The following is a 16,872-nucleotide window of genomic DNA, read 5'->3' as shown; positions in this document are numbered from 1 at the left end:
TTGGCATCCAGCGGAAGTTTTTCGGGATCTATCCGTGATGGACATTATGCGGTGCGGGTAGATTGGACGCAGACAAAGAATGTATCGGAGAATACTTCCACGATTACTTGCAGGATTTATCTTGTAAATGACTGGTCTTTGTCTATTAGCAGCAGAAATAACAATACAATGACGATTGATGGGAAGGCGCAGAATTTCACATCTCCTTCTATTAGTTCAACAGGAACACATTTGTTGGGAACGGTATCACAGAAAGTCACGCATGGAAGTGATGGTGGAAAGACAATTTCTATGAGTGCTGTGTTTAAGATTCAGGCAACATTATCAGGAACTTTCTATGATTCCATTACGGCAAATACAACCGTAACTTTGGATTCAATTCCAAGAGCATCTTCCGTGACGGCTTCAAATGCAGAATTGGGGAAGGCATCCGTGATACAAATCTCTCGTGCATCTTCCTCGTTTACCCACACACTGACATACGCTTTTGGCAGTGCGACGGGGACGATTGTTTCAAAAACAGCGTCCACCTCGGTTACATGGAATCCACCGCTTTCATTGGCAAATCAGATACCAAAAGCGGTTACGGGAACCTGTACGATTACCTGCACGACCTATAACGGAAGTACAAATATTGGAAGTAAGACATGTACATTGACTTTGAGCGTTCCGACATCCATTAGGCCATCTATTACCAGTCTGACTGCAGCGAGGGTGGATGGAGAAGTGCCATCTGCATGGGGAATTTATGTACAGACAAAATCGAAAGCAACATTAAAAATCAATGGTGCAGCAGGAAGCTACGGATCGAGTATTACTGCATATTCCATTACAGGCGGAGGTTATACCAGCACGGCATCCAGCTTTACAACAGGGTTTCTAAATACGGAAGGTACGATCACATTCTCTGCTGTTGTCACGGATTCTAGGGGGAGAACTTCAAATGAGAAGACAGTATCGATTACGGTAGTTCCCTATTCGCCTCCGTCTTTTATCAATTCAACATCGCAAAGATGTTTGAGTAATGGTGCGGTCAATGAGGACGGGACTTATGTACGAAGCGTGATAAATTTTAATTTTGCATCATGTGGGGGAAAGAATACTGCATCTGGAACAATTCATTATAAAAGAACAACAGCAGAGTCATGGATAGCAGCAGGAGCATTTGTATCAGGAGCGGCTGTTGTTTTTGGTGGGGGAAATATTTCTACGGAATATTCCTTTGATGTTCGTTATACCCTGAAAGATACGTTTTCTTCTATTTCGATACAAGAGATTATTTCCACAGCAGCAGTAGTAATGGATTTTAAACGTGGCGGAAAAGGAGTAGCTGTTGGTAAAGTTGCAGAGGATGAATATGTGTTTGAAGTGTCAGAAGACTGGGATGTGCGGGTTTATGGAAAACTTCTTAAGGATTATATCCAACAGTTTGCGAAAACAATCTATCCGGTTGGAAGTATTTATATGAGCGTGGTTAATACAAATCCGAGCCAATTTTTTGGAGGAACTTGGGTGGCGTGGGGAGCAGGAAGAGTCCCTGTAGGTATCAACACTGGTGATGGGAATTTTAATACTGTGGAAAAAACAGGTGGTTCTTCTGCGGTAACGCTTACCGCAAATCAAATGCCTTCCCATACGCATACTTTCACAGGAAATTCAACGACAACAGGAAGTGCAGGCGGACATACACACAACATCGGGCGAGATACAGACGGCGGTGCGGGGAGCAGCAGATATACCGTGCATGGAAGCGGTGTATCGGGAGCAGATGCAACAGCACCGACAAGCAATGCCGGAAGTCATACGCATTCCCTGACACCAAAGGGGACGATCGCAAGTACAGGTGGCGGTGCTTCCCATTCGAATTTACAGCCATATATTGTCTGCTATATGTGGAAACGTACAGCATAAGGAAATGACAGCCGACAGGCTGTTTTTTTAATACCCGAAAGGGAGAAAGAGAGGGAAAGACTATGAAACAATTCGTAACAACCATGCAATGTGTTTTTGCAGCAATGGGAGGAGCAATCGGAGCAGTTCTTGGAGGCTTTGATGGATTTTTGTATGCCCTGATTGTCTTTGTGGTAGTGGATTACATCACGGGACTTATGGCAGCAGTCATCAATAAAGAAGTTTCCAGTGAGGTTGGTTTTCACGGAATCGTGAAAAAAGTCGTGATTTTTTGTTTGGTAGCAGTCGGACATATCGTGGACACACAGATTATTTGTGATGGAAGCGTTGTCCGTACAGCAGTAATTTTCTTCTATTTATCTAATGAAGGAATTTCCATTTTGGAAAATGCGACAAGAATCGGCCTTCCGGTACCACAGAAGCTGAAGAACGTATTGGAACAGTTGAAAGAGGATGACGAAGATCGCCGCGAGTAGACGGTGATCTTTCGGGAAATGGAGGAATCTATGAAGTTAGTACAGAGTATCATGACTAAAAATCCATGCTATACAGCAGGAAGAAAGATTACAGTAAAAGGATTAATGCTACATTCCGTGGGATGTCCGCAGCCGAATGCATCGGTGTTTATTAAAAATTGGAATACGCCATCTTATGGAACAGCCTGTGTACACGGCTTTATTGACGGAAATGATGGTACGGTATATCAGACGCTTCCGTGGAATTATAGGGGATGGCATTGCGCATCTGGTCCAAAAGGAAGTGGGAATAATACCCATATCGGTGTAGAGATGTGTGAGCCTGCCAGTATCCGTTATACAGGAGGATCTAGTTTTACCTGCTCGAATCTTTCGGTAGCAAGAGCTTCTGTGAAGAAAACGTATGAATCGGCGGTGGAGCTGTTTGCATATCTTTGTAAACTTTATGGTCTCAATCCAACTGCGGATGGCGTAATTATCAGCCACAGGGAAGGGCATGCCAGAGGTATTGCGTCAAATCATGGAGATCCAGAACATTTATGGAATGGGCTTGGAATGGGATATACCATGAATACTTTCCGTAAAGATGTAAAGGAAAAGATGCAGGGAGGAACTGTAAAACCAGATGAAACAAAGGAAATGTATCGTGTTCGTAAGTCTTGGGGAGATGCCGCTTCACAAAAAGGAGCATTTCGTGAACTGAAAAATGCAAAGAAGTGTGCGGATGCGAATAAAGGATATGCTGTATTTGATGAGTCAGGAAAACAAGTTTATCCCAAAGAGGACTTTTTGTCATATTTAGTGGAAGTTACCGCAACGGATTTAAATATCCGTAAAGGTCCGGGGACAAATTATGGAAAAACTGGGAAATTTACGGGAAAAGGAGTTTTTACTATTACTGAAGAACGAGCTGGTACAGGCTCCAATAAAGGATGGGGAAAACTGAAATCCGGTGCAGGCTGGATTTCACTTGACTATGTAAAAAGATTATAAAATTCTGCCGGGCGGTAAAATGCTGTCCGGCAGAATTTTTTTACGTTATTTCCCATCATAGAAAACAAACGGTATCGGAAAAAAGACTTGCTATTCTTGGGGGTTAGAGTGATATATAGACTACCAAAAAAAGAAGGGAGGAGACCAGTATGCAAATTGAAGTTAGAAAAGCTGATATGGGAAAAGAGAAAAAACGTTTAAAAGTCTGTGCATATGCGAGAGTATCCACGGAAGCATCTGAGCAAGAAAATTCATTGGAAAATCAAGTGTCTCATTATACAGAGATGATTCAGTCCAATCCAGCTTATGAGTTCGCAGGTGTTTATGCAGATTTTGGAATTTCCGGTTTTAAGGAAAGCCGCCCTCAGTTTCAGAAAATGATGCAGGATGCGAAAAATGGAAAGATTGATTTGATTATTACGAAATCCGTATCACGGTTTGCCAGAAATACCGCAATCGTTCTGAAGGCTTCCAGAGAGCTGAAGGAACGAAATGTCGGTATTTTTTTTGAACTACAAAACATCAATACACTTACGGAAGCGGGAGAATTGCTGCTTACCATATTGGCAGCATTTGCACAAGCAGAAAGTGAATCTGCAAGTGAGAGTTCCAAGATGGCTTATTTACACCGCATTGAGAATGGCGAAGTCGTAGCTTATTTGGAAAGATCTTATGGATATGAAAAAGATGAAAATGGAGAATATCGGGCAAAAGAACCAGAAGCGTCCGTTATCAGGGAAATTTACGATTTGGTGATTCAGGGCGTGAACTGTACGAACATTGCAAGAGTATTGAATGCGAGAAATATTCAGACCGTTCAGGGGGCAGAGTGGACAGCGAGTACCGTTTTCCGCATTGTGGAAAATGAAATTTACAAGGGTGATGTTCTTATGCAGAAAACTTTTATAGATGAGAAAAGACACCAAGTGCAGAATCGTGGCGAAAAAGCCATGTACTATGCAAAAGACAATCATCCGCCGATTGTATCGGAAAAAACATGGGAAAAAGCACAGCGGAAGCTGGAAGATATGAGGGCAGAAAGAGCCGAACACTCTGTGATTCAGGAATTCACGGAAGAAAATTATCCTTACATGAATCATATTTTTTGTGCAAAATGTGGATGGCCTTTGAAGCCACGGGTGTACAGTCATGGGCATCGGCTTTCTTGGGATTGCTCCGGACAGAAGAGAGGGACAAAAAAATTCTGTACAGGCATTCACGTTTTGGATAATGATTTACGGAAGATGAAGATTGAAGGAAACAGATATTTTTCAGAAACCGTAGATAAGTATGGAGAGGTACATTTAAAGCATGTAGGTGAGAGGACATGGAAGAATAAGCATAAAAAGAAAAAATTCAATCACAAAGATTTATATCCAGAATTAAATGAGGAAAATTATCCGTACTATAGACGATTGTATTGTGCAAGATGCGGAAGCAGGCTTGGACGGTATATTTCACATGGAACAGTAAGATGGATATGTTCGAGCTATAAAAGAAAGGGGCAGGCAAAATGTCCGGGAGTCCGTATTCCAGATGAAATTATAAAGGGATGGAATCTGCCTGATGGAAAAATATATATCATGGGAAAGGAAGATAAAAATGGCGAGAAGCATTACAGTTATACCAGCGAGTCAGCCTTATAGAGTGGGTGGCAGAACGCAGCAGAAAACGAGAAACCTTCGGGTGGCGGCATATTGCAGGGTTTCTACAGATCAGGAAGAACAGTTGAATAGTTTTGAAAATCAAGTCGAGTATTACACAAAATATATTCAGGATAATCCATTATATCAGATGGCAGGCATTTATGCAGATGAGGGAATTTCAGGCACAAATACCAAAAAGCGTGAGGAATTTAAACGTATGATTCGTGACTGTGAAGAAGGGAAGATTGACTTAGTCATTACAAAGTCCATATCAAGATTTGCCCGTAACACGCAGGATTGTTTGGAATATAGCAGAAGGTTAAAAAATCTTGGAATCGGAATATTTTTTGAAAAAGAGCATATCAACACTTTAGATGCATCAGGAGAATTATTGTTTACTATATTGTCTTCGCTGGCTCAAGACGAATCAAGAAATATTTCGGAGAACTGCAAATGGGGCATACGAAGTAAGTTTAAAAAGGGAATTCCGCAGGTGGACTGTACGAAATTTCTCGGATATGATAAAGGCGAGGATGGGAAGCTGATTGTAAATCAGGAACAGGCAAAAATAGTGAAGCGAATTTATCGGGAGTTTTTGAATGGCTATAATCCGGCTGCTATTGCGAAAATGCTTATGGAGGATCATATCAAGACTGGTACAGGCAGGGAAGAATGGAGAAGTGCATCTGTAAGGGCTATTTTAAAAAATGAAAAATATATGGGTGATGCCCTTTTGCAAAAAACTTATACAGCAGATTTCCTTACCAAGAAAGTAAAAAAGAATCATGGGGAAGTGGAGCAGTTTTATGTAAAAGAGAGCCACGAAGCAATCATTCCAAAAGAACAATGGGAAGCGGCACAACTTGAATTGGAAAGAAGGGATTCCTATATGCAGGAATTGGGATTGACTTTCTATGGATATGGCTCGGAGGTCAACCCATTTTCTTGCAGGGTAGTCTGTGGAAAGTGTGGTGCAGTTTGTGGAAAGAAAAGTTGGAAAAGCAGGGGAGTAGAGTTTTGGCAATGTAATAACAGAAGTAAAAATCATGGAGTGAAAGGATGCGCCAGTGAGAATCTCCCGCATGAAAACCTGCTTAAGGGTTTTGTTACAGCGTGGAACCAGATTGTTGCGGAAAGAGAACAATATCTTCCAAAATGGGAGAAAAAGAAGAAAGAAGGAAATCCGTTAGAAAAACTTCGTGCAGAACAAATGATAGAATTAACGTTGCAACCACCTCTTACAAAGATGCTGCCAGAACTTGGACAGATGGTTTTGGAAAGGGTAATTGTACAGGGAAAAGAAATATTGTTTATTCGATTTTTGGATGGCACGGAGATTAAGGTAAGGATATAGGCTCTGAGGTTATTCCAACAGAGCCATATTTCCTTCAGTTTCTTCCGTAAAAATTGCGAGCTGACCATCAATCATATCATCTTCGAAGGTATCAACATCTTCCGAGGTCTCGATTTCAGTTTTCTTTCCTCTTGGGGCTTTGTACGCATAAAGGGTATCCATGCGGAGCGGATGTTTGGATTTTTTGTTATAGGCAATCAGAATTGCTTCTGCAAATCCTAGAGATCCTCCACGGCGTTCTCTTGCTTGACGTCCAATTTCACGGACAGAGACACGACCAACCTTTTCTTTGAATGTCGTATCATTCATTTTATCTCCGAAAGCGTTATCTAACCGTGCGACTGCGTTCAGCATATTGGAACTGAACGACATAGGTGCGCCTTCCCAAGTAGCCACACATAAACGGAGTACACGGTCAAGAGTATGAAAACCGTATTTATCATATATGTTTACCAATGTTGACACCGCACAGATTCCTCCGGGATGAGAGGAGGATGTGATGGATAAATGATAAGATTCCACCAAGTCTTTAATAATCAATTCTTTTTCACTTCCAGCCTCGATGTTGGCCATGAAGATTTCATAAGGCAGCAGAGGCTTTACATATTTCATTTGGTTAGCAAAGATATCTGCTTCCTGGGTATAATTTAAATCATCATAGATCATACACCAGACAGGAGTTTCACGGGAACCAGATACCAATGCCACGATTTCAATAGTATGCTGTCCATTAAACACATAATTAATGCCATTCCTACGGCTTACCTTTACAGGATTGATTTGATACAAATCGAAGTTTGTAGCCGCTTTTTCAACATGGCGCAAAGATAGGTTTCTTTGATAATTCTGGTCTGAAACAAGGTTTTTGATAGGTATCTGTTCAAAATGAACGTTTGGGACATATCTTTGTAATTCTTCAATATTTTCTTCCATAATCATGCTTCCTCCAAAATCTTTGTAATTTTATCAATTACAGTCATTAGATTACTCAGTTGTATTTTTAAACGTTTTTTTCCTTCTTTAGAAGAACGTTGGAAATCAGTCACATTCATTACCCGTTCGATGGAGCTGCACCAAGAAGGAATTGTGAGAGAAAGACTGGAAAGCTCAGCATCGGGATCAAATTTTGGCATTTGCTTGATGACGGGTTTCGGCTCTGCGATTTTTTCCTTTTGGGTTGAAGCGACAACTTTTCTCCATTGAAGTTCACGTTTCATATCAGGATAGCTCAGATGTTCAATGCCTTTTTCAATCATGTAATCATATAATTTTTTGAGTTCATAATGAGGCAGCCGGGAAAGTTCAATAATATTGGCGTGAGAAATGCGAAGTTTACCGGAACGGATTCGTTCTACCATTTGGGGAGTTTTCTCGCAAATATTATCCAATGCACGACTATATTCATTGTATTTGTACACGGAAGCAGGAGATGTGTTACATTCAGATGCTATCTGTGTGGCGGAAATGTGTCTGCAAGGAATTTTCTTTTCTATACGATATGTATGACCGCCTTTTCCGGTGGTGGAATTTTCAGATGAAATACGGGCAGTAATCGCTTTTACGGCATCATATTTCTTTCCAATCACATATTTACGGTTGGCTTCTGTAAGGTCTTCACGTTTAAGTTGCTGTGTGCAGATCCATGAGATTGCATCCTCCCGGCTTAAAAAGTACATGCGTTTGATACGAAATTTGACTCCACGTTTATGACAGATTTGATATGCTTCAACTCCATCCACAATCAATCCATTCCAAGTGTAAATTGGCTCGCTGTATGCGTGGGAGCTTATTTTGCGTTCCAGTGATTTATGTTCGCGATCTTCTAAAGGCTGAATGAGATTTGTAAATTCTGGATCAAATTTAAGGGTATAGTTGTTATAGTTGCTCATAATGTTTGTTCACTCCATTCAGTATTCTGTTGCATAGAAGGGGACGTTTCCAACATGGAAAACTGTATAACTCCTGCTTTGGAATTAAATTGCCCATATAAGCGGAAAATATTTCCATATTCCCAACCGCAGTCTACAGTCATCATGGTTTGTAATAAATCTTTACAGTATAATTCATAACTGTATCCTGTTTCAAAACGATATTTTCTAACTTTATGTGCGAGATAATCCCGTTTATCGCCAGCCTTTATTGCTATCATTTTGGCATTGGGATTAATCAGTAGCTGAATATAATCAGGATCACCGAGAAGCCGTAGTGTATTACGATGAACACGAATAAGGCTCTTTTTTAAATCAATACTCAGGATGGGTTGATATAGATTTTCTCGACTCATCATCTAGCACCTCACTTTCGTTTGGGACTGGTATCTGCTCCGGTATAGGAGACTGTGTTTTCTTTTTTTCATGGACATCAAATACTGCATATCCATCAAAAATATTGATCTGCAGGGCATTTTGATGCTCTTCGACAGGGACTCCGAATTGATTCTGCCACTCAGAAGGATAGCTTGCAGTTCGGGATACTCTTGGCTTTTCTCCTTCTTTGGAAGTGCGCATGAATATTTCCGGGGTTGTCAGGTCAAAAATGAATAATACTTCATCGCCGGATCGGATGAGTTTTCCTAAAAGTTTGTAACGATAGTTAGGATTCCAGTTCATCAAAGAGATAACTTTCGCAAAGAATATCCGGCAGGTGATTTGTTTTGGATTTTTCTTTTTTCCTGCTGAACACCAACGGAAAGAGTCTTTTTCTTCCTCACGGCATGGCCTTACAGCAAGTTTTTTTTCTTCTGGATTTACGAGTATCTGTACATATTCTACAGAAGGAAGTTTTTTTATACAGGCCATATTTACAGATACTTTGTAATTGTTAAATGTAAAGGAAGGCTCAAATGTATGGGCGAAAAATTCGCCACGGACAACTTGATATCCATCAAAGCTGAAATCCATATCTTCAATGAGATCAGATTGTCCATCTTTTCCCGGCGTGATAGTTACTGGCAGGGGATTTTGAGGTTTGCTCATATCTTCGGGAATATTTTGTGCCAGTTCCCATGTGTTTACAGGTGTGTCAGTCATTACGATTCTCCTTTATTTCTTCCATAATTTCCACGATTCCTTTCGCAAGATCCGCTTTGGACGTGGTATGCAGTTCTGATTCCTTATAGGGTTGTCCTTCAGAGGTGATCTGCCAATTCTTATTATTGGTAAAAGCAACCAGTTCTCGTGCGTGGGTTTGACTATAATAATTGTTTCCAAAGCTATTCATCCATTCTGCCGGATAGCCGAGGATAGTTTTAGGCGTGGAAGAAGCCTCTGCTGATTTATTAGGGGAATCTTTGTCTGTTGTTGCAGGTACTTCATTCGGAATGCGTACTTCGGTTTCTTTCATATTGAAAATCAGAACATTTTCAGATCCCTTTTGATGTGCTACTCCGAGAACACGGTATTTGCAGTTGGGATTCCAACCAAACAATTCATAAAGTGTTGGTAGGAAAGCTGCTCCATATATATAGCGAGGAACCAGAACGCCATTTCGCAGACGCGCCCATTGGACTTTATTTCGATTATCTTCAAGTGTGCAAGGTCGTACAGCGAGAAGATAAGAACTTGGATGTATCAGCAATTCTACGGTTTTGATTTCTCCAAATTTTCTGAGAGCCTCCGTACTAAAATTTAATTTTTCATAAGACAGAGTTGCTGATATTTTTCCAGTGGTTTCAAAAAACTGACCATGTGCGATTTCATATCCCCTTAAGTCGAAAGAACCAAGTTGTGCAGTAATGGGGATTGTATCTGAAGGTGTGCTTTCTGAATCGGATATACTTGATGAAGCGGCACGGTAATCATCTGGTTTGAAGCCGGCCCAACGGGGATTAACTGTGATGAATCCTTTTAATGCTCCATCCGGGATTACGTGAAGTTCAGGAAGCAAGGCTTTGTTTCCATATTTAGCATTACTGATTAGTTTTTGAACCGCAATGAAATCGTCTCTTGAAATAATAGCCTCATGATGTTCACGTTTTCTATATTGATTACGGTCTTGGTTATTTTTCCGTGACTTATGATCCAGATAATTTGGTGTCCATGTTTTACGGGCAAGAACATCGCCACAATGTCTTTCATTTTGTAAAATTTGAAGAATAGAACCGGAAGACCATACTTCATTATTCTTTTTTGTTTTGCAGCCAAGTTCCGTAAGTGTGTCAGCAATTTCCTGACAGGTATTTCCATTTAAATACATATAAAAAATCAGTTTTACGATTTTTGCCTCGTGTTCATTAATTTTTAATTCTCCGTTTTCGTCTTGATCATATCCAAGCAAAGGTGGTGTCAGGAAAATTCCTCTTCTAAAACGCATCTCAATAGAGGCATTCATGATTTCACTTTTTGTATGACTCTCCTCTTGTGCAAGGGTAGACATGAAGGAAAGGATCATTTCGCTTTTGGGATCAAGGGTATTTAAATGTTCGGTTTCAAAAAATACACCGACTGGAGGGCGGAGAGAAAGAAGCTCCCGTACATAGCCGATACAGTCCACCACATTACGGGCAAATCGAGATACGCTTTTTGTGAGGATAAGGTCAATTTTTCCATCTTCGCAGTCTTGTACCATCTGTTTGAAGGCTTCTCTATGCTGCAAAGATGTACCGGAAATTCCTTCATCGGCATATATTTTTACGAGATTCCAGTTAGGATTACGATCTACTACATCCTGATAATGATTTTTTTGAAGTTCATATGAGGATGTCTGCCGAGGATCGTCTGTGGAAACTCTGGCATAAACAGCTACCCTTAACATGGAAGATGTTTTGAATATATCCGGTTTGGGGAGAGCAGGAATGACATCAAGTTCATCTGGATTTATTCCTTTATATCGCTCACGAATGAGAGCTTTCTGCTGTTCGATTGTTTCAGTTCTTTCTTCATATTCTTTCATAGGTCATCAATTCCTTGTATTGCGATTTATTCTCATTATAATTTTTTTGTGAAAAAAAGACATAAACCACCAGTTAATCAAATAACGGATGGTTTATATAAAGTGAAATGGATTTGTGGTTCAATTATAGGTCTTTTAAATTGTTATCTTTTAGAAGTATTTTTTCAATTAAAGACCAATCATTGCTCCGAAGAATATCCTTTACTGCGGAAAGAATCAGATAGATGAAGCGTTTTTCGTTTTTGGAACAGTCTGCCATAAGTAAGTCAATATCTGTTTGATATTCTGTAGGATTGTAAAGCAGATTTCCATAGAGCAGTTCATCCAACGTAATTCCCAGTGCATTGCAGATTTTGATAAGAGATTCTAAACTGGGTTTCCGCTTGGCATTTTCAATGTAGCTGATATAGACAGAAGATAAATCTGCCAGTTCAGCTAATTCTTCCGCAGAGATTCCTTGCTGATTTCGGGTTTCTTTGATGCGGATACCAATTAATGAATAGTTTATAGGCATGTTATCACCTCCTTTCGCCGTTTGAGCAAGTTCTATTTGGAAATCTGCTCCCGGCTTTTAAAGGTGAATTGTACAAAAGTACATACTACACTAAAGAGGAGTATAGCACATGTTAAAAATAACGAGAAGATGTCGGAATAAAGGGAATTTCGTCGATGGATTTTTATTGCAGAATTTGTCTTCAAATGGTATTATCGTAGCGAAAGGAAGGTGGAATAATTGTCAGAATATGAAGAAGAAATGCTTTTGAAAGAGCTTCAAAAATGTGGATTACATTTAAGAATGTTAAAGGAGAAGTTATACCGCTACTGCGAAAAAAGAGTCTTTGTAAAAGGTTCGACAATTTTAAAGATGTATGCTAAAATTGAAGAAACTCAAAGAGAGTATAACAGACTGGATAATCGTCTGATAGAACTGGAGAATGCACAATAGCATCTTATTTTTTTGCCTATATAGTCAAGTGTAGTTGAGTAAATACTAAAGAAGTATGGTTCTAATAAATCTTTCGATTTACGTTTAAAATGAAAGTAACGTATATCGGAAGAGAGGTGTATTTACTTGTGTGCAGAGGACTACATAGCTGATCGTCTTGTTGATTTATGTGAAAAGCGTGGATTGACAAAGTATCGTCTTGCTCAACTGACCGGAATGTCCCAAACTGCAATTGGAAGCATAATATCAAAAGAGAGTATTCCGACCATACCAACTCTTGAAAAGTTATGCAGTGCCTTCGGCATTACATTAGCGCAGTTTTTTTCGAATGAGGAGAGTCATCCAAATTTGACAGAGACTCAAAGAGAAATCCTTATGATATGGGATTCGTTGGATGTTGAGGAACGGAAGGTATTCATGACAATGATTCGTGGACTGAGGAAATAAGAGGGACAGTTCTAAGAAAATATTGGACTGTTTCTTTTTTTATACGAAAGCGAAACAGGATAGCGATTATTGAATTAAGAAGAACGATATACTTATGAACCATCCATATAATTTTTTTTGTACTAATACTAAACTATAAGTTAGTAAAATACTAAACTATTACGGCTCTAATCAAACCTCTGATAACGGGATAAAATAAATACATCTAGTATCAGAGGAGAGGTGTAGATTACTTGCTTACAGAAGACTATGTTGCATTGAGGATTATTGAGTTGTGTGAAAAGCATAAAATTTCAAGATACCGTCTCTCTCAATTGACTGGAATGTCACAGACAGCATTGGGGAAAATTGTTTCAAAAGAAAGTATCCCAACGATTCCAACTATAGAAAAGATATGTGATGCATTTGGAATTACGCTGGCACAGTTTTTTACCAAAGACGGAATCCGCCCTGACTTATCAGCAGGTCAACTGGAACTGGTAGAAACTTGGGAGTATTTGGATGATAAAGAGAGGGAGATATTACTTACCTTCGTGCGGAGTTTACAGAAAAAGTAGGACAGTTCATAAGTGAAAACACTATGGGCTGTTCTTTTTTTGCCCTGAAAGGTAGGAGTTTATGAAAAAATTAGTAATTCCGTTACTATTGGCATCAATGTGTGTGTTGTCTGGATGTACAGAAAAAGCAACCCAATCCGATTTTAAGGATAGAGTTCTTTCTGAAAGCATAGAAGAAAAAGATTATAGTATTCAGGTTGATTCTGAATTAAAAGGAGACTGTTACATTTGTGGTGACAATGAAAATAGTTTAATGCCATATTTCAGAAAAAGTGGAATGATAGGATTGATGTGCCTTAATACAATGGATATTAGCAATTTGGATACGAGAGCTTATTCTGATGACGGTACAGAAGTTCTGGAGAACGGTACAATGGGGATTATGACAAGTGGACATGGTAATGGAGAGTGTATGTTCCATATTTCTGGTATGCCAGGACGAGGGATATTCGAAGCAAGTGTTACTTATGACGATGGTAGTGGATTGGACTTTGATAAGGCAAAGCAATTTCTATGTCAAAAATGTTTAGACAAAGTGTGTGAGATGTACAAAGAAGAAATGGAGTGGAGTGATGGGAATGGCCGACTTCCTGAAGTATTTATTGTGGATTTCGCAACAAATGAATTATATGCGATAGGTAACCATAGGGTAGGATTTTGGATCAGAGATTTTTGGATTAGAGTAGATCACAAAGAAAATGAAGAAGAAATTATGGCTATCTATGCACCAGAAGGAAAGATGGAATAAAGCGTTTACCCCCTTATCCCCCTTTTGAAAGTGGGGTAAGGGGGTAAAATTCTTTCTATATAAAAGAGTTTCTTTATAATGTGTACCGAGAGTGAGGTTAAACGGGTTTGCACCTGTCGGTAATCGGGATCGGAATTTATCAGTTACTTAGAAAACTGACAGGAAGTTATACGATAGGAGGAATCGGAGGCATATTCTTTTTCTTTCTTTATGTATTGATGATTGGGGTTACAGTATCTGTGATCCGTGCCGGTATTATGTATTTGTTCCGGGTAGGGGCAGAAATCGCGGGGAGACATTATGACAGTGTGACGGCACTTTCTGTGGCAGCGGCAGTAGTACTCATCTGGCGGCCGCTCAGTATTTACGACGGGGCGTTCTGGCTGTCATTTTTTGCAGTATTTGCAGTGGTGGTTATAATGCCAGCCGGACAGATGGAGAAAGCAAAAACAAGAACAGAGATAGACATTCAGAAAAACAGAGAAAATAAGGCTTGGATAATACAAATAAAAAGCATGATAATAAGCAACATAGAAATGCAATTATTTCTTTTACCTGTTTTTCTGTATTTTTTTTATGAATTTCCACTCTATGCAACATTTTTAAATCTGCTTGTAATTCCGCTCATGACAATTTTGCTGAGCCTGGGAATTACTGGAAGTTTTATATGTATGTTGTGCTCTGGTATGTTCAAGATTCCAGGAAAGTGTATGCTGGGAATCTGTGGCTTTATTCTGACGATTTATGAAAGATGCTGTGAGTTTTTTTTGGAACTTCCTGGGGCAAGAGTCGTTATTGGAAGAATTAAGATCTGGCAGATATTGTTCTACTACGGCTGTGTAGTGGTCATATGTGTTATATACTACTATAAAAAGAAACATCCTCAGAAAAAAGAGTATGCGAAAGGGCAGGAACGCAATGAAGCACAGGAATGTGAAAAACAAAGAAAACGTGGAAATATATTGACAGGAATGTTATGTGCTTTGGGATTATTTGTTCTGCTTCACCGTTTTGATAGTTTGTCGCAGATGCAAGTGACGGTGTTGGATGTGGGTCAAGGTGATGGAATATTTTTAAAGAGTCCCGGAGGTATGACCTGTATGATTGACGGAGGGAGCAGTGATGTGAAGAATGTCGGGCAGTACAGAATCGAGCCATATCTGTTATCGAAAGGAGTCGGGACACTGGATTATGTGTTCATTTCCCATGGTGACATTGACCACACGAACGGGATTGAAGAAATGATATCGAGGCAGAAAATCGGTGTGAAGATTAAAACACTTGTATTCCCAAAAGAAAGTGTCTGGGACGAAAGCCTGAAGAAATTAGCAATATATGCAATAGAAAATGGAGTGCAGGTAGCGGTTATGGAGCAAGGACAGGAGATTGAAAAACAGGGAATGAAAATCCTCTGTCTTTGTCCGGGGAGTGATTATTCCGGAGAAACTGGTAATGGAGCTTCCATGGTTTTATCTGTCAGTTACCGGGAATTTGATTTCTTATTTACCGGGGATGTGGAAGGTATAGGGGAAGAAAAACTTTGTGAATCTATAGAAAAATATTGTCCTGAAAAAGCATTTGAGGTATTGAAGGCGGCACATCATGGTTCCAGAAATTCCTCTTCTGAAATATTTCTTCAGAAAGTCAGACCAAAGTACACAATCATATCGGCTGGGATAGAGAATTCATATGGGCATCCGCATAGAGAAACTATTGAAAGATTAGAAAAAACCGGCAGCCGGATCTTAGCTACGGCAAATTGTGGAGGAATTGAAATCACGGTTGAATTCGGTGGGAAAATTCAGTATACTCTTAAGGAAGGGAGCGAAACGACAGCTTATGAAGAATCTGAATGAAGATTTGAAAACAGGGAATATCAAGCAGGCATATCTTTTGTATGGAGAAGAGGCTTATCTGAAAAAGCAGTACCGTGACAGATTGACAAAAGCTGTGCTTCCGGAAGGTGATACAGTGAACTATGCGCATTATGAAGGCAAGGGGATCAATGTATCGGAGATTATAGATCTGGCAGAGACAATGCCATTCTTTGCAGAAAAGCGTCTCATTGTGATGGAAGATTCTGGCTTATTTAAGAATGCAGATGCAAAGTTTGCAGATTATATTAAGAGCATGCCGGAAACGGTCTGCTTTGTATTTGTGGAGAGTGAAGTTGACAAGCGGAGTAAGATGTATAAGGCCGTAAAGGATACCGGAAGAGTGGTCGAGCTTGGAAGACAGGATGAGAAGACATTGCTTTTGTGGCTTGCTGGTAATATAAAGCGTGAAGGCAGGCAGATTAAGCAATCCACTGCAGAATACATGTTGTCCCGAACTGGAACCGACATGGAGAATCTGGAGCGGGAGATGGAAAAGCTGTTTTCTTATACGCTTGGAAGAAATGAGATTACGGTGGCGGATATTGATGCAATCTGTACGACGCAGATCACGAATAAGATTTTTGATATGATTGAAGCAGTTGCAACAAGGCAGCAAAGGAAAGCTTTGGATTATTATTATGATCTGTTGGCGTTAAAAGAACCTCCGATGAGGATTTTATATTTGCTGGCGAGACAATTCCGTCTGCTTTTGCAGGTGAAAGATCTGATGAACCAGGGAGCAGACAAAAGCACCATCGCAAAAAAAGCGGGACTTCATCCATTTGTGGCAGGAAAATACATGCAACAGAGCAGAAGCTTTACAATGAGAGAACTAAAAGGTATCATGGAAGAAGCGGCAGATACAGAAGAAGCTGTAAAGACCGGACGGCTCAGTGATACAATGAGTGTAGAGTTGTTCATTGTAAAGTATAGTGCACCAAAGAAGTAGCGCATTAGCATTGTGGGAGTGCATCGCACGAAACAATCTGCAGGTATCATAGTTGGGGCTTTTGACTCCAACATCATT

At 39.9% G+C, this 16,872-nt stretch carries 17 protein-coding genes; 11 read left to right on the top strand and 6 right to left on the bottom strand.

Going from position 1 to position 16,872, the window contains the following annotated elements:
* The 5 genes from G593_RS0102750 (at nt 1) to G593_RS0102730 (ending at nt 6,380) form a co-directional block, all read left to right on the top strand.
* Nucleotides 1-1,911, top strand: coding sequence for a DUF859 family phage minor structural protein (locus G593_RS0102750; protein ID WP_029730659.1), 1,911 nt, complete (start codon nt 1-3; stop codon nt 1,909-1,911).
* 62 nt (nt 1,912-1,973) lie between these two features.
* Entirely contained in the window at nt 1,974-2,387 is a 414-nt protein-coding gene (locus G593_RS0102745; protein ID WP_009262581.1) for a phage holin family protein, read from the top strand.
* 30 nt (nt 2,388-2,417) lie between these two features.
* Nucleotides 2,418-3,380, top strand: coding sequence for an N-acetylmuramoyl-L-alanine amidase (locus tag G593_RS0102740; RefSeq protein ID WP_029730658.1), 963 nt, complete (start codon nt 2,418-2,420; stop codon nt 3,378-3,380).
* Nucleotides 3,381-3,529: 149 nt separating this feature from the next.
* On the top strand, nt 3,530-5,026 hold the full coding sequence (locus tag G593_RS0102735; RefSeq protein ID WP_029730657.1) for a recombinase family protein: 1,497 nt from the start codon (nt 3,530-3,532) through the stop codon (nt 5,024-5,026).
* Nucleotides 4,983-6,380: a recombinase family protein gene (locus G593_RS0102730; protein ID WP_081646469.1), complete on the top strand. Its 1,398-nt coding sequence runs from the start codon at nt 4,983-4,985 to the stop codon at nt 6,378-6,380. The genes G593_RS0102735 and G593_RS0102730 overlap by 44 nt, the downstream gene beginning before the upstream one ends.
* Before the next feature lie 9 nt (nt 6,381-6,389).
* Here G593_RS0102730 and G593_RS0102725 read toward each other — a convergent pair whose 3' ends face one another.
* The 6 genes from G593_RS0102725 to G593_RS0102700 all read right to left on the bottom strand — a co-directional run bounded on the left by G593_RS0102725 (nt 6,390) and on the right by G593_RS0102700 (nt 11,784).
* Nucleotides 6,390-7,313, bottom strand: a complete 924-nt coding sequence (locus tag G593_RS0102725) for a DUF6551 family protein (RefSeq protein ID WP_029730655.1) — start codon at nt 7,311-7,313, stop codon at nt 6,390-6,392.
* A gap of 2 nt (nt 7,314-7,315) precedes the next feature.
* Nucleotides 7,316-8,269, bottom strand: coding sequence for a hypothetical protein (locus G593_RS0102720; RefSeq protein WP_029730654.1), 954 nt, complete (start codon nt 8,267-8,269; stop codon nt 7,316-7,318).
* Nucleotides 8,266-8,667 carry a hypothetical protein gene (locus G593_RS0102715; protein ID WP_009262575.1) on the bottom strand — a complete coding sequence of 134 codons (402 nt, stop codon included), beginning with the start codon at nt 8,665-8,667 and terminating at the stop codon, nt 8,266-8,268. Before G593_RS0102715 ends, G593_RS0102720 begins: the two co-directional genes overlap by 4 nt.
* Nucleotides 8,624-9,409 carry a hypothetical protein gene (locus G593_RS0102710; RefSeq protein WP_029730653.1) on the bottom strand — a complete coding sequence of 262 codons (786 nt, stop codon included), beginning with the start codon at nt 9,407-9,409 and terminating at the stop codon, nt 8,624-8,626. The genes G593_RS0102715 and G593_RS0102710 overlap by 44 nt, the downstream gene beginning before the upstream one ends.
* The gene (locus G593_RS0102705) at nt 9,402-11,270 is read right to left on the bottom strand and encodes a recombinase family protein (protein WP_029730652.1); all 1,869 of its coding nucleotides are present in this window, start codon (nt 11,268-11,270) and stop codon (nt 9,402-9,404) included. The genes G593_RS0102710 and G593_RS0102705 overlap by 8 nt, the downstream gene beginning before the upstream one ends.
* 124 nt (nt 11,271-11,394) lie before the next feature.
* Nucleotides 11,395-11,784: a helix-turn-helix domain-containing protein gene (locus tag G593_RS0102700; protein WP_029730651.1), complete on the bottom strand. Its 390-nt coding sequence runs from the start codon at nt 11,782-11,784 to the stop codon at nt 11,395-11,397.
* A gap of 219 nt (nt 11,785-12,003) precedes the next feature.
* Here G593_RS0102700 and G593_RS0102695 point away from each other — a divergent pair, with 219 nt between their 5' ends.
* The 6 genes from G593_RS0102695 to holA all read left to right on the top strand — a co-directional run bounded on the left by G593_RS0102695 (nt 12,004) and on the right by holA (nt 16,794).
* A complete protein-coding gene (locus G593_RS0102695) occupies nt 12,004-12,216 on the top strand; it encodes a hypothetical protein (protein ID WP_029730650.1) in 213 nt (70 codons plus the stop codon).
* Between the two features lie 126 nt (nt 12,217-12,342).
* Nucleotides 12,343-12,663 (top strand): helix-turn-helix domain-containing protein, encoded by a 321-nt coding sequence (locus G593_RS0102690; RefSeq protein WP_029730649.1) that lies wholly within the window; start codon nt 12,343-12,345, stop codon nt 12,661-12,663.
* A gap of 233 nt (nt 12,664-12,896) precedes the next feature.
* Nucleotides 12,897-13,220 carry a helix-turn-helix domain-containing protein gene (locus tag G593_RS0102685; protein WP_009262568.1) on the top strand — a complete coding sequence of 108 codons (324 nt, stop codon included), beginning with the start codon at nt 12,897-12,899 and terminating at the stop codon, nt 13,218-13,220.
* 61 nt (nt 13,221-13,281) lie between these two features.
* Nucleotides 13,282-13,968, top strand: a complete 687-nt coding sequence (locus G593_RS0102680) for a hypothetical protein (RefSeq protein WP_029730648.1) — start codon at nt 13,282-13,284, stop codon at nt 13,966-13,968.
* A 107-nt stretch (nt 13,969-14,075) separates the two neighbouring features.
* A complete protein-coding gene (locus tag G593_RS0102675; RefSeq protein ID WP_242827024.1) occupies nt 14,076-15,824 on the top strand; it encodes a DNA internalization-related competence protein ComEC/Rec2 in 1,749 nt (582 codons plus the stop codon).
* Nucleotides 15,808-16,794: a DNA polymerase III subunit delta gene (gene holA, locus G593_RS0102670; protein ID WP_029730646.1), complete on the top strand. Its 987-nt coding sequence runs from the start codon at nt 15,808-15,810 to the stop codon at nt 16,792-16,794. Before G593_RS0102675 ends, holA begins: the two co-directional genes overlap by 17 nt.
* The last annotated feature ends 78 nt before the right edge of the window (nt 16,795-16,872 follow it).

The organism is Dorea sp. AGR2135 (assembly GCF_000420885.1).
Classification (GTDB): Bacteria; Bacillota; Clostridia; order Lachnospirales; family Lachnospiraceae; genus Dorea; species Dorea formicigenerans.
The sequence above is the reverse complement of the archived record's forward strand: the minus strand, read 5'-3'. Positions and strand labels throughout refer to the sequence as shown.

Bases quoted from the DNA above. Each gene is read 5' to 3' on its own strand.
- G593_RS0102745 (WP_009262581.1), top strand. From the start codon at position 1,974: ATGAAACAATTCGTAACAACCATGCAATGTGTTTTTGCAGCAATGGGA.
- G593_RS0102740 (WP_029730658.1), top strand. From the start codon at position 2,418: ATGAAGTTAGTACAGAGTATCATGACTAAAAATCCATGCTATACAGCA.
- G593_RS0102735 (WP_029730657.1), top strand. From the start codon at position 3,530: ATGCAAATTGAAGTTAGAAAAGCTGATATGGGAAAAGAGAAAAAACGT.
- G593_RS0102730 (WP_081646469.1), top strand. From the start codon at position 4,983: ATGGCGAGAAGCATTACAGTTATACCAGCGAGTCAGCCTTATAGAGTG.
- G593_RS0102725 (WP_029730655.1), bottom strand. From the start codon at position 7,313: ATGGAAGAAAATATTGAAGAATTACAAAGATATGTCCCAAACGTTCAT.
- G593_RS0102720 (WP_029730654.1), bottom strand. From the start codon at position 8,269: ATGAGCAACTATAACAACTATACCCTTAAATTTGATCCAGAATTTACA.
- G593_RS0102715 (WP_009262575.1), bottom strand. From the start codon at position 8,667: ATGATGAGTCGAGAAAATCTATATCAACCCATCCTGAGTATTGATTTA.
- G593_RS0102710 (WP_029730653.1), bottom strand. From the start codon at position 9,409: ATGACTGACACACCTGTAAACACATGGGAACTGGCACAAAATATTCCC.
- G593_RS0102705 (WP_029730652.1), bottom strand. From the start codon at position 11,270: ATGAAAGAATATGAAGAAAGAACTGAAACAATCGAACAGCAGAAAGCT.
- G593_RS0102700 (WP_029730651.1), bottom strand. From the start codon at position 11,784: ATGCCTATAAACTATTCATTAATTGGTATCCGCATCAAAGAAACCCGA.
- G593_RS0102680 (WP_029730648.1), top strand. From the start codon at position 13,282: ATGAAAAAATTAGTAATTCCGTTACTATTGGCATCAATGTGTGTGTTG.
- holA (WP_029730646.1), top strand. From the start codon at position 15,808: ATGAAGAATCTGAATGAAGATTTGAAAACAGGGAATATCAAGCAGGCA.